Genomic DNA, 11,937 nt, shown 5'->3' on the forward strand with positions numbered 1-11,937 from the left:
CAGGGAGAACTTAGAACCAGCAAGGCATCTCATCAAATATTTCCGGAATGAATCCCCTTCATTCCGGTCGCCTGGTTGTTAATATTGAATCTCGTAAATACGGTCTGATTTTCTATTAACCAAGCAGCTTTTCCAGAATCCGTTCATAACACGCTGACAGCGTATCCAGATCCTCAACACTCACACACTCATTCACTTTATGAATCGTCGCATTGCGCGGACCGAACTCGAGCACTTGTGTACCGGTCGGGGCGATGAAGCGGCCATCGGAGGTGCCGCCGGTGGTGGAGAGTTCCGTGTCGATGCCGATGACTTCCTTGATACTTTCACGCGTGGCATCGACCAGCGCGCCGGCGGCGGTCAAAAACGGGTTGCCAGAGAGTGTCCATTCAATTGTGTAATCCAGTTCATGCTTTTTCAGGATCGCCTCGACGCGTTCGCGTAAGGAGGTCTCGGTCTGCTCGGTGGAGAAGCGGAAGTTGAACACGACCTCGAGGTCACCGGGGATGACATTGGTCACACCGGTACCGGCATGGATGTTCGAGACCTGGAAACTGGTTGGCGGGAAGAACTCGTTACCATCGTCCCAGTGTTCGCTGGTCAGTTCTGCTAATGCGGCGGCGGCAAGGTGTACCGGGTTGGCGGCCAGTTGCGGGTAGGCGACATGCCCCTGGCTGCCGTGCACGGTCAGGGTCGCATTCAATGAGCCACGGCGGCCGTTCTTGATCACATCACCGATCTGGTTCGTCGCGGTCGGTTCACCGACGATGCAGTAATCCATTTTTTCATTTCTAGCTTCAAGCGTTTCTATGACCTTGACGGTGCCGTTGATACTTGGGCCTTCTTCATCACTCGTGATCAAAAAGGCGATCGAGCCCTTGTGATTTGGGTGATTGGCGACAAAGCGTTCACAGGCGGTGACCATGGCGGCGAGGCTGCCCTTCATGTCGGCGGCACCACGGGCAAACAGGTGGCCGTCACGGATCTCCGGTTTGAAGGGGTGGCTGTGCCAGTTGTCGAGCGGGCCGGTCGGTACGACGTCGGTGTGGCCTGCCAGACCGAGCAGCGGGGCGCTGTCGCCACGACGGGCCCAGAAGTTATCGACATCCTCGAAGTGCAGGCGCTCGACCTTGAAGCCGATGGCCTCAAGGCGGGCGATCATGACCTGCTGGCAGCCTTTGTCTTCCGGAGTGACCGAGTCGCGGGAGACCAGGTCAATGGCCAGTTCGAGGGTGTCTGAGTGTGACATCAGCTAAACAGTTCCTTATACATGGCTTCGCTAAAGCCGACATGGCGTTGCTTGCCCGTATCTAATACCGGGCGTTTGATGATGGCCGGTTCGGCGAGCATGATGGCGATGGCCTTTTTTTCATCAATGTTATCTTTTTTGGCATCAGGTAGTTTACGCCAGGTAGTGCCGCGTTTGTTCAGCAACACCTCCCAGCCGAGTTCCTTGACCCAGGCCTTGAGTTGTTTCTGATCCAGGCCATCTTTACGAAAGTCATGGAAGTCGAAGGCGATACCCTGCGCATCGAGCCACTTGCGGGCCTTGCGCACGGTATCGCAATTCGGGATGCCGTAGACGGTTGTCATTAAATGTCGCGCAGCAACTCGTTAATGCCGACCTTGCCGCGGGTCTTTTCATCGACCTGCTTGACGATCACGGCGCAGTACAGGCTGTAGCTGCCGTCTTTAGAAGGCAGGTTACCGGAAACGACCACGGAGCCGGCCGGGATGCGACCGTAGCTGACCTCACCGGTGGCGCGGTTGAAGATCTTGGTGCTCTGGCCGATGTAGACGCCCATCGAGATCACGGAACCCTCTTCGACAATGACACCTTCTACGACCTCGGAGCGGGCGCCGATAAAACAGTTGTCTTCAATGATGGTGGGCGCGGCCTGTACCGGCTCGAGGACGCCACCGATGCCGACACCTCCGGACAGATGCACGTTTTTGCCGATCTGCGCACAGGAACCGACCGTGGCCCAGGTATCGACCATGGTGCCGCTGTCGACGTAGGCGCCGATGTTGACGTAAGAGGGCATGAGCACGGTGCTCGGGGCGATGTAGGAACCGCGACGGGCGGTGGCCGGTGGCACGACACGCACGCCGGACTCGCGGAAGTCGCGTGAGTTGTAGTCGGCGTACTTGGACGGTACCTTGTCGTAATAGTTGGTGAAGCCGCCCTTCATGAAGTCGTTGTCTTCGATGCGGAACGATAACAGCACGGCCTTTTTCAGCCAGTCGTTGACGACCCAGTCGCCGCCTTTCTTTTCCGCGACGCGGGCTTCACCCGAGTCGAGCAGGTGGATGGCCTCCATCACGGCCTCTTTAACGTGCGTCTCGACGCTGCGTGGGGTGATGTCGGCGCGGCGTTCAAAGGCCTCGGTGATGATGTTCTGGATGTCGCTCATGTTCTTCTCCGTCAAAATTTGCGTTGTATTCTAACATGCCCGGCATACGTTGCAGGGCTGTAAATGGGTTCATATCAAGTGCTTTCTTTCGTCATTCCGGCGTGCTCTTGGCCGGAATCCATAAAGTGGTTACTGGATCCCGGTTAAAACCTTGCCGGGATGACGGCTAAGCAGGATTCAATATAGCTGCGGATGCGTTTTGCCGCATCGAGGCACTCATCGAGCGGCGCGACCAGCGCCATGCGCACGTAACCGGCACCGGGGTTGCCTGTCTCCGTATCGCGCGAGAGGAAACTGCCCGGTAGCACGGTGACGTTCTGGGTTTCGAACAGGCCACGGGTAAATTCGGTGTCGCTGTGGCTATCTGGCGTTCTTGCCCAGAGGTAAAAGGCCGCATCGGGCATTGTTACATCGAGCACCGGGCTGAGGATTTCCAGCACCGCGGCAAACTTCTCGCGATACAGTGCACGGTTGTGTTTGACGTGGGCCTCATCATCCCAGGCCGCGATGCTGGCGGCCTGGGTGGCTGGTGGCATGGCGCAGCCGTGGTAGGTGCGATACTTGAGAAACTGCTGGATGATCTGTTCATCCCCGGCGACAAATCCGCTGCGCAGGCCCGGCGCGTTGGAGCGCTTCGACAGGCTATGAAACACGATGCAGCGCGAGAAGTCTGCGCGGCCAAGTTGCGCAGCGACCTGCAGCAGGCCGAGCGGTGGCTGCGCCTCATCAAAATAGATCTCGGCGTAACACTCGTCCGAGGCGATGATGAAGTCGTGCTTGTCGGCGAGCTCAAGCAGCCTGGCGAGTGTCGCGACATCGGCGACGGCGCCGGTCGGGTTGCCGGGGCTGCATAAATACAGCAGCTGGCAGTCATCCCAGTCTGCCTCGCTGACGGCATCAAAGTCGGGCAGGAAGTTTGTCTCGACCGTGGTGTTCAAAAAATACGGGGTCGCCCCGGCGAGCAGGGCCGCGCCTTCATAGATCTGATAAAAGGGGTTCGGCATCATCACGCGCACAGACTCGCCAGGTGTCACCACGGCCTGGGCAAAGGCAAACAGGGCCTCGCGGGTGCCATTGACGGGCAGCACGTGGCGGGCGGCATCGAGCAGACCATCGGCCAGTTCGAAGCGACGATTCAACCAGCCAACGATGGCCTCACGAAGTTCATCGCTGCCGCGCGTCAGCGGGTAGTTCGCGAGCGTGTGCAGGTGGCTGATAATGGCCTCGCTAATGAACGACGGTGTCGAGTGTTTCGGCTCACCGATCGATAGCGCAATGTGCGCCTTATCGGTGGCAGGCGTGACCCCTGCCTTCAATGTGGCAAGCTTTTCGAACGGGTAGGGCTGGAGTCGGTCGAGATTCGGGTTCATGCAGGGAAAGCCTGATATGACAGTCGTCGTGATTATAGGGTATGGTAAGGCAGTTTATGTTATTGAATTTACGGCGTGTAGTATAAGTCATTGGCCTATGGCATCCAACTCACAAACCCACTCGCTGGCGGTCGTCGCCCTGTTGATCTCCTCCACCCTATGGGGAGTTATCTGGTATCCGTTGCGCCTGCTCGAGGGGCAGGGCCTGGATGGGCTGACAACGAGCCTGGTCATGTTCCTGGCCGCATCGTTGATAGGGCTGCCGTGGCTGAAAGGGCTGGGTCGGGCCTGGGCTGAGCAGCGCCTGACCTTGTTGCTGATCATGGTCTTTAGTGGCTGGACCAATATCGCCTTTATCCTCGCCGTGCTCGATGGCCATGTGGTGCGTGTGTTGCTGTTGTTTTTCCTCTCGCCATTGTGGGCGGTATTGCTGGGGCGCTGGTTTCTGTGTGAACGCATCGGCCTGAATGGCGCTGTGACGCTTGTTGTCGCCATGAGCGGAGCCCTTTTCATGCTCTGGCAACCCGAGACAGGCAGCCTGTGGCCACAATCGGCGGCAGACTGGTATGCCCTGACGGCGGGTATGAGCTTCGCAGCCCTGAATGTCGCGGTGCGTCATGGTCAGGCCATCCCGCCGGGCTGCAAGGCCAACGTCTCCTGGTGGGGCGTGGTCGTGCTCGCCGGGGTCTGGTTGTGGTTGGGCGAGACAGACCTGGCTGCTGTGAGTAACGAGGTATACCTGTGGGGAGGCCTGCTGGGGCTTGGCGGTATTGTGGTCATGACCCTGACGGTGCAATACGGGGTCACGCACCTGCCGATCCAGCGTTCCGCAGTGATTCTATTGTTTGAACTCGTGGCCGGGGCCGTCTCGGCACAACTTTTGGCGGATGAACCGGTCTTATTGCATGAATGGCTGGGGGGCGGGCTGATTGTACTGGCGGGTTACCTGGCGGCGCGGCGTGCCGAAAGCTGTGAAATATGACTCATTATGCCTGTGAAATATGACATATAATATTAAAATACAGCATGTTAGCTTTATTGTCGCCGATACGGGGCAGTCTCTGAGGTTTTACTGTGACGTGCTGGGGCTGGAGGTGTGTCCGCATCGCCCGGAGTTGGGTTATCCCGGTGCCTGGTTGCAGCTCGACGAAGGCCAGCAGATACACCTGCTTGAATTGGCAAACCCCGATCCGGTGACGGGGCGACCACAGCACGGCGGCAGGGATCGGCATATTGCTTTTAATATCAGTGACTTGTCAAGCATCAGGAATGCCCTGACAGAGGCCGGTTTAGTCTTTACCCTGAGTCGGTCAGGGCGTAAGGCCTTGTTTTGTCGTGATCCGGATGGTAATACCCTTGAATTTATCCAGATATAGGCAATGATATGGATGTTGCTATGGAATTCCCTAGACTAATGCTAAGGTTTTTAGCCAGAAGTCCGATACAGCTTCTGGTGGCCAGAAAACTTAATAAGAACAAGATCAAGAGGCGTCTCAGTGCCTAAAGCGATAAAAATCCTCATTGTTGAAGATTCCGACAATGATACCGAGTTGTTATTGCGTGAGCTGCGTAAGGGCGGCTTTGAACCGGTGTACAAGCGGGTTGAAACGGCCGTGGATATGGAGGCGGCCCTGTGTAACGAGAGCTGGGACATCATTATCTCGGACTACAGCATGCCGCATTTTGATGGCATTGCCGCCCTCAAACTGGTTAAGGGCCTCGGTATAGACCTGCCGTTTATTATTTCTTCTGCCAATATCGGTGAAGAGATTGCGGTGATGGCCATGAAGGCCGGGGCCCATGATTACATCATGAAGGGCAATCTAGCCCGCCTGGTGCCGGCTATTGAACGTGAAATCAAGGAGGCCCGGCTGCGTAGCCAGCATCGGGATGCCGAGCAGCAAATGCACAAGCTTTCCAGTGCGGTTGAGCAAACGGCTGATGCTGTGATGATCACTGACCCGAATGGCATTATTGAGTATGTTAATGCAGCATTCACCCGGATTACCGGTTTTAGTAAAGAAGAGGCTATTGGGCGTTCAACGAATATGCTCAAATCCGGTCGCCATGATGAGGTCTTTTATGCACAGCTTTGGCAAACGCTGACGCAGGGGAATACGTTTCAGGACGTTTTTATCAACAGGCGTAAAGACGGCAGTCTTTATTATGAAGAAAAGTCTATAACCCCGCTGAAAGATAAAGACGGGGTGGTCGGACATTTTATTTCGACCGGTAAGGATATTACTGAACAAATGCAGACACGTGAGCGTCTGCACCATTTATCGCATCACGATACGCTAACGGGTTTGCCGAACCGGGCGCTGTTCATGGACCGGCTTCGCCAGGCGATATTGCGGGCGCGCTGGAATGGCAGGGTCGTTGCCGTCTTATTTATCGACCTGGATCGCTTCAAGAATATTAACGAAACCCTGGGGCTTGACTGTGGTGATCGTGTATTACAAACGGTTGCAAAAAGACTCAATGAGGGTGTCCGTGATGGTGATACCGTTGCCCGCCTGGGTGATGATGAATTTGCAGTGATTCTGGAAGATATTCATCAGAAAGAAGATATTCCTGTAGTAGTAGACAAGATCATCAAGCCCTTATCACAGGCCCATGTTTTTGATGCGCATGAATTGTTTATTACCACCAGTATAGGCATCAGTCTGTATCCCAACGATGGCAATGATGCACAAACCCTGATTCAGAATGCTGATGTTGCTATCCATCACGCCAAGGAAAATGGCAATAATAATTACAGCTTCTATGAGAGTGAAATGAATGCACAATCACTCTATCGTCTCAATATGGAATCCTCCCTGCGCAAGGCCCTTGAGCGCGAAGAATTTATTTTGCATTACCAACCACAGGTCGATGTGGCAACCGGAAAAATCATCTGTTTTGAGGCGCTGATACGCTGGCAGCATCCGGAGTTGGGTATGGTCTCTCCGGTTGAATTTATTCCACTCCTCGAAGAGACCGGCATGATTAATCAGGTTGGACGTTGGGTGCTGCATACGGCCTGCCATACCTGTCGTGCCTGGCATGATAGGGGTTTCACTGATATAAAGATTGCCGTCAATATATCGCCAGTACAATTCAATGACGGTGATATCAGTAGCATTGTTGCAGAGGCACTTGCAGAAACTGGCCTCGATGCACGATTCCTTGAAGTAGAACTGACCGAGAGCACGATTATGCGCAGCCCTGAGAAGACCGTTAGTATTTTCTCAGAGTTGAAGAATATGGGCGTCGGACTGGCCATTGATGATTTTGGTACAGGTTACTCTTCACTGAGTTATCTGCAGAAGTTCTCCATTGATATATTGAAAATTGATCGTTCCTTTGTCAAAGACGTGTCAAAGAATAATGGCGATGCGAGCATTGTCAGCGCGATTGTCTCTATGGCACATAGCCTTAAGTTGAAAGTGGTGGCGGAGGGTGTGGAAGATACTCAGCAGCTGGAATTCCTGGAGGCAAAGGGCTGTGAGATGATCCAGGGCTTCTTGTTTAGTAAAGCCGTTCCGGCTGAACAGGCTGGAGCCCTGCTGTATACCGGTGTTATTAAGCCGGAGGCCCTGCGGGTAGTCGGTAGTAGCTAGTCGGTTTTTTTAACGGCAATGAGTGGTGCCCCGGAGAGGATTCGAACCTCTGACCTTCCCCTTAGGAGGGGGACGCTCTATCCAGCTGAGCTACCGGGGCAGGAGGCGGTAATATAATGTATTCACAGGCTGATGAGAAGCCTGCTGTTGTGTGTGACGAATACGCTTAATTCAGCGGCCATTCGTATATCGCCTCGACCTCATTCCCCGAACCCTTGTAGTTCAGTGATTTGCAAAGTCCACGAACGATGATCAGACCTCGTCCGAATGGGTTGCCCGTTGCCGTTTCCTGATTGATGCTATTGAAGTCAAAGCCCATGCCACTGTCTTTAATAGCGATGGTGATACGGGCAAAGCCGCTCTCGATTTTCTCGGTTACAGATAATTGGATACTGCCGGTATTCTTTTCGCAAAGCTTGACCAGGCGCATTTCATAAAAGCGCACAAATCCGTCAGGCCCCTGTTTTACTACAGAAGGAAGTGCCAGAACTCCGTGATCGAGGGCGTTGTTATAGAGTTCGGTGACGATGATGTTCAGGTTTCTGCTGTGTTCGGCGGGGATGTGCAGATTCTGCATGGCGCGGGTGATGCGTTCAAGGATATCGTGATTGCGAAGGGCCCGTATGTCAGCATGACAAGAGAACATCCAGGAAAATATACTATGTTTTATATTGTATGAGGGCAGGCTGATTTCATTACTGATATCTTGTGTGAGGGGCTTATTGCTATACTCTGCAGTATCACGCAGGTGAATCAACCTGGAAATAAGGGGTAGCGGGGAGGCCTTGTGGGTATGGATTGTATCAAATACATTATCATGGTTTTCAATGTCGGTCTCTGTGGTATCGCTTAGCTCTGCCGAGATAAACACCCGAGCGGAACCGTTGTTGATGGCCTTTAATGAGTACATAAGACGGCGGCAACCATCCCCGGTACTTTGTGTATCGATGTAGATAATAGTTACCGGCGTTTGCCGCAGGAATTCCATGGCCTGATCAACAGTGTTCGCCATGAGGCAATCAAATCCATTTGCCTCAAGCGCCTCCTGATGGGCAGCAAGAAATGCATTGGATTGGCTATATACCAGGGTGGTCATTGGATCTTAGTCAGGCTCATTCGCCAATGGGGCGACATGAGTGTTCTGACAATTATTCCAAATCAAAGAGTTTCTGGAAGCTGGAAATTTCCATGATGTTTTTAATTTCATTGTTGCAATTAACAATTTTAATCCGGCCGCGATCATTGCCGACATGCTCCCGCAATAGCAACAGCATACCCAGTGCTGAGCTGTCCATATAGTCTGTGTTGCGCATATCGATAACGAAAGAAACATTGGCGTTACTTTCATCGTCATAGGCTTCACGAAAATCCGTATGTGAGCTGTAATCAAATTTTTCACTGGTCTTGATGGTGACGGTATTGCCATCACTGGACTTTGAGCTGGTTACGGGCATGTCGTATTCCTCGTAGGTTTAACTGTCGATTGATTCAGAACAGGTCTATTTCACCTTCATCCATGCTGGCCTGGCTCACCGCCTTATGCAATGGCGTAAGATGTATTTCCTGTAGCGCATGGATGCGGCCGCGATAGTGTTCAATTGAATCATCTGTGTTCATGGCGTCACTGGATTGTAGCTGTAGCAATTCATTACTGGCATCGTTAAGAAAATGATTCAGGGCATCGAGCATGTTGTTGGAATGTTCTGATAACTGCCTGACCATATCCTCAAACTGCAGTGAACGAATGGCGGTGGCAACGCTGTTATTGATACCTGATGACATATTCGATACTTCACCGAGGTTGTTATGCAGGAACTCGTTCAGCAACCTGGCCTCTTCGACCATTATTGATATGCGCTGCTTGGATTCCAGGGCAACACTCATATCTTTAGAAGCCATCTCACCTATATCTTTTTTGGCAATACTGATGTTCGCCAGAGAACTCTTCATTACCTCGCGAATGCGATCACTGAATTCGTTTGAGTTTTGTGACAGTTTTCGCACCTCATCGGCGACGACGGCAAAACCCCGGCCACTTTCCCCGGCGCGTGCCGCCTCGATCGCCGCATTCAGTGCCAGCAGGTTGGTCTGATCGGCGATAGCTTTTACGTCATCGAGCATGCCCTCAACCTTGACCATATCCTTGGCGATATCTTCAATGCTATGCACGAGGTTCATACTGTCGCGACTGGTAGAAAGGATGTGCTCAATAAAAGCATGCAGGGCCTTGTTGGTCTCATCGGCAAAGCCGTTGATCATGAGGCTTTGTTCACTGCCACCATCATCGTTTTCGATAGTCTTAGTCATGTTGGTGACCAGACCACTAACCAGTTCCTCCTGTGAACGCGACATGTCATTGAGGCCATTGAAACTGCTGGTGAGGTTTTCAATGGCATCATTGACGAGGGTGCCAATCTGCAGCAGTTCGTCCTGTACCTTGGCTGTTTCGCCCTCAATGATGACCCTTATCTCGTTGTAGAGGGGGGCAATGTCGATAGTTGAGGTATGGGTCCTGTCGTCGGCAGTGGGCCTCGCGGCTGTGGATAGTCCCCTGATGGCGAGCAGCCAGATACCGCTACAGACCAACAGGACGAGGGCGGCTGGCCAGCCACTCTCGATGACAAACATCAGACCGATGCCTATGACCGTGCCGAGCCATGCAAAGGGGAACATTTTTAGTAATTTCAGCATATTGTAGGTGATTCCCGGATTTCCATAGCCGTACTAATTTTATCGGTAAGTCGGCAGTAAACTTGAGTAAACACAGCAAAGTTATTCTATGTTTGATCTTTATTTATACAGTCCAATCAATTTATTCGGTATTTCCTGCAGGGCCAGGATGACGTCTACGCCACCCTGTTTGACGGCTTCGCCGGGCATGCCCCAGACCACACTGGTCTTTTCATCCTGGGCGATGGTGGGCGCGCCGGCCTCTTGCATCTCTTTCATACCGATGGCGCCATCATCACCCATACCGGTGAGGATGACACCAATGGCATTCGGGCCGACATTTTGTGCCACGGAACGGAACATGACGTCTACGGCCGGACGGTGACGGTTGACGGGCGGACCATCACTGAGTTTGCAGATATAGCGTGCACCACTGCGCTCAACCAGCATGTGGTGACTGCCGGGGGCGATATAGACATGTCCGGGCAGAATTTGCTGGCCATCAGTGGCCTCGTACACGGTCATGGCACAGTTGTCGTCCATACGCTTGGCAAAGGGGCCGCTGAAGGCCTCCGGGATGTGCTGGGTAATGACAATACCGGGGGCATCGGCGGGCATATGCATGAGGACTTCCTTGATGGCCTCCGTGCCACCGGTTGAAGCGCCGATGGCAATGATCCTGTCAGTGGTTTTGAAGTTTTTAACCTCGCGTTTGTTAAGCACGGCATCGGCTGTATGGCGTTCCTGGGTTTCGAGTGTCGGGCCACTGTCCCAACTGTAGTTTTGCAGTTTTGCCCCGGAAGCCGCCTTGACCTTTCCGCAGAGCTCCTCGGCATAGTCCTTGAGTCCATGCGCGACATCGAGTTTAGGTTTGGAAACAAAATCAACGGCACCCATTTCGAGTGCCCGCAAGGTAATGTCGGCACCTTTTTCCGTCAGTGATGAGACCATTACTACGGGCATGGGTCGTAGACGCATGAGATTACTAAGGAAGGTCAGTCCATCCATGCGTGGCATTTCTACATCAAGTGTCAGGACATCCGGGTTTAGCTGTTTGATCTTGTTACGTGCAATAATCGGGTCGGAGGCTGTGCCGATCACTTCAAGGTTTGGGTCGGCATTAAGGATCTCGGTGAGGACTTCGCGCACCAGCGCGGAGTCGTCAATGATTAATACCTTGATTTTATCTTTGGCCATAAAAGTTCACTACTCTGGCTTGTTATCCGCCTAAAACAAGTCGATTTCGCTCTCGACCGGTTCGTCTTCCAGTTGGTGCATGTATTTAGTTTCACGTTCGATAATCGTATTATTATGTAGTGAGCGTAGTTTTTTCATTTTTACTTTCCCGGTCAGGGGATTGTACATAACTTTTCTGGGGTAAATGTCCCCCAGGTCTTCAGCTGTCACATCAAGATTTTCAACCTCGACATATTCTCGCACAAAGGCGATATTACGACTGCCAACATCGGTCATCTGCGCAAGGACCTTGCCGCCGCCAAACAGTTTTACCTCCAGGTTCTTGCGCGCACCACCATGACTGAGAATATCGTTAATCAAATGCTCCATGGCATAGTTGCCATAACGCGTGGCAGCGCTGATATTGATATTCTTCCAGGCATCGGAGCTGTTTGGGGTAGTCATGGGCAGCATGAAGTGGTTCATGCCACCAATGCCAAATATTCGGTCACGTATGCACGCCGATACGCATGATCCGAGTACAGTCACAATCTCTTCATTTTGCGTAGTGACATAATATTCACCCGGTAAGATCTTCGCTGCATGGGCATGATGCATTCTGTCCCAGTAACGATTGATGTGTTCAAAACCTGGCAATACCGGCTTCAGATCAGGAGTTTGTGAACGGCCGGCAGACGTTGTCAT

General features: G+C 52.8%; 12 protein-coding genes and 1 tRNA gene. 3 read left to right on the forward strand and 10 right to left on the reverse strand.

Annotated elements, in window-relative coordinates:
• Positions 1–115 precede the first annotated feature (115 nt).
• The 4 genes from dapE to dapC all read right to left on the reverse strand — a co-directional run bounded on the left by dapE (position 116) and on the right by dapC (position 3,784).
• Complete coding sequence (gene dapE, locus EL386_RS05555; protein WP_126454237.1) at positions 116–1,249, reverse strand: succinyl-diaminopimelate desuccinylase; 1,134 nt, start codon at positions 1,247–1,249, stop codon at positions 116–118.
• Positions 1,249–1,593 carry an ArsC family reductase gene (locus EL386_RS05560; RefSeq protein ID WP_126454239.1) on the reverse strand — a complete coding sequence of 115 codons (345 nt, stop codon included), beginning with the start codon at positions 1,591–1,593 and terminating at the stop codon, positions 1,249–1,251. Before EL386_RS05560 ends, dapE begins: the two co-directional genes overlap by 1 nt.
• Complete coding sequence (gene dapD, locus EL386_RS05565; protein WP_126454241.1) at positions 1,593–2,414, reverse strand: 2,3,4,5-tetrahydropyridine-2,6-dicarboxylate N-succinyltransferase; 822 nt, start codon at positions 2,412–2,414, stop codon at positions 1,593–1,595. Before dapD ends, EL386_RS05560 begins: the two co-directional genes overlap by 1 nt.
• 143 nt (positions 2,415–2,557) lie before the next feature.
• Positions 2,558–3,784 carry a succinyldiaminopimelate transaminase gene (gene dapC, locus EL386_RS05570; RefSeq protein ID WP_126454243.1) on the reverse strand — a complete coding sequence of 409 codons (1,227 nt, stop codon included), beginning with the start codon at positions 3,782–3,784 and terminating at the stop codon, positions 2,558–2,560.
• A 97-nt stretch (positions 3,785–3,881) separates the two neighbouring features.
• Here dapC and EL386_RS05575 point away from each other — a divergent pair, with 97 nt between their 5' ends.
• From EL386_RS05575 to EL386_RS05585, 3 genes are all read left to right on the forward strand, one after another.
• Positions 3,882–4,766 carry a DMT family transporter gene (locus EL386_RS05575; RefSeq protein ID WP_172597629.1) on the forward strand — a complete coding sequence of 295 codons (885 nt, stop codon included), beginning with the start codon at positions 3,882–3,884 and terminating at the stop codon, positions 4,764–4,766.
• 19 nt (positions 4,767–4,785) lie between these two features.
• Positions 4,786–5,160, forward strand: coding sequence for a VOC family protein (locus EL386_RS05580; RefSeq protein WP_126454246.1), 375 nt, complete (start codon positions 4,786–4,788; stop codon positions 5,158–5,160).
• Positions 5,161–5,280: 120 nt separating this feature from the next.
• Positions 5,281–7,386 carry an EAL domain-containing protein gene (locus EL386_RS05585; RefSeq protein ID WP_126454248.1) on the forward strand — a complete coding sequence of 702 codons (2,106 nt, stop codon included), beginning with the start codon at positions 5,281–5,283 and terminating at the stop codon, positions 7,384–7,386.
• A gap of 23 nt (positions 7,387–7,409) precedes the next feature.
• Here the strand turns inward: EL386_RS05585 and EL386_RS05590 are convergent.
• From EL386_RS05590 to cheD, 6 genes are all read right to left on the reverse strand, one after another.
• A tRNA-Arg gene (locus tag EL386_RS05590) sits at positions 7,410–7,486 on the reverse strand.
• A gap of 66 nt (positions 7,487–7,552) precedes the next feature.
• Positions 7,553–8,398: an ATP-binding protein gene (locus EL386_RS05595; protein ID WP_172597630.1), complete on the reverse strand. Its 846-nt coding sequence runs from the start codon at positions 8,396–8,398 to the stop codon at positions 7,553–7,555.
• A 136-nt stretch (positions 8,399–8,534) separates the two neighbouring features.
• The gene (locus tag EL386_RS05600) at positions 8,535–8,840 is read right to left on the reverse strand and encodes an STAS domain-containing protein (protein WP_126454252.1); all 306 of its coding nucleotides are present in this window, start codon (positions 8,838–8,840) and stop codon (positions 8,535–8,537) included.
• A gap of 34 nt (positions 8,841–8,874) precedes the next feature.
• Positions 8,875–10,077, reverse strand: coding sequence for a methyl-accepting chemotaxis protein (locus EL386_RS05605; protein ID WP_126454254.1), 1,203 nt, complete (start codon positions 10,075–10,077; stop codon positions 8,875–8,877).
• A gap of 99 nt (positions 10,078–10,176) precedes the next feature.
• A complete protein-coding gene (locus EL386_RS05610; RefSeq protein ID WP_126454256.1) occupies positions 10,177–11,253 on the reverse strand; it encodes a protein-glutamate methylesterase/protein-glutamine glutaminase in 1,077 nt (358 codons plus the stop codon).
• Positions 11,254–11,283: 30 nt separating this feature from the next.
• Positions 11,284–11,937: a chemoreceptor glutamine deamidase CheD gene (cheD, locus tag EL386_RS05615; RefSeq protein ID WP_126454258.1), complete on the reverse strand. Its 654-nt coding sequence runs from the start codon at positions 11,935–11,937 to the stop codon at positions 11,284–11,286.

It is taken from the genome of Sulfuriflexus mobilis, from assembly GCF_003967195.1.
Classification (GTDB): domain Bacteria; phylum Pseudomonadota; class Gammaproteobacteria; order AKS1; family AKS1; genus Sulfuriflexus; species Sulfuriflexus mobilis.

What these genes read in the sequence shown, in the direction of transcription:
- dapC (WP_126454243.1), bottom strand. Translation starts at nt 3,784, where the DNA reads ATGAACCCGAATCTCGACCGACTCCAGCCCTACCCGTTCGAAAAGCTT.
- EL386_RS05575 (WP_172597629.1), top strand. Translation starts at nt 3,882, where the DNA reads ATGGCATCCAACTCACAAACCCACTCGCTGGCGGTCGTCGCCCTGTTG.
- dapE (WP_126454237.1), bottom strand. Translation starts at nt 1,249, where the DNA reads ATGTCACACTCAGACACCCTCGAACTGGCCATTGACCTGGTCTCCCGC.
- EL386_RS05600 (WP_126454252.1), bottom strand. Translation starts at nt 8,840, where the DNA reads ATGCCCGTAACCAGCTCAAAGTCCAGTGATGGCAATACCGTCACCATC.
- EL386_RS05595 (WP_172597630.1), bottom strand. Translation starts at nt 8,398, where the DNA reads ATGGCGAACACTGTTGATCAGGCCATGGAATTCCTGCGGCAAACGCCG.
- cheD (WP_126454258.1), bottom strand. Translation starts at nt 11,937, where the DNA reads ATGACAACGTCTGCCGGCCGTTCACAAACTCCTGATCTGAAGCCGGTA.
- EL386_RS05610 (WP_126454256.1), bottom strand. Translation starts at nt 11,253, where the DNA reads ATGGCCAAAGATAAAATCAAGGTATTAATCATTGACGACTCCGCGCTG.
- EL386_RS05580 (WP_126454246.1), top strand. Translation starts at nt 4,786, where the DNA reads ATGACATATAATATTAAAATACAGCATGTTAGCTTTATTGTCGCCGAT.
- dapD (WP_126454241.1), bottom strand. Translation starts at nt 2,414, where the DNA reads ATGAGCGACATCCAGAACATCATCACCGAGGCCTTTGAACGCCGCGCC.
- EL386_RS05560 (WP_126454239.1), bottom strand. Translation starts at nt 1,593, where the DNA reads ATGACAACCGTCTACGGCATCCCGAATTGCGATACCGTGCGCAAGGCC.
- EL386_RS05605 (WP_126454254.1), bottom strand. Translation starts at nt 10,077, where the DNA reads ATGCTGAAATTACTAAAAATGTTCCCCTTTGCATGGCTCGGCACGGTC.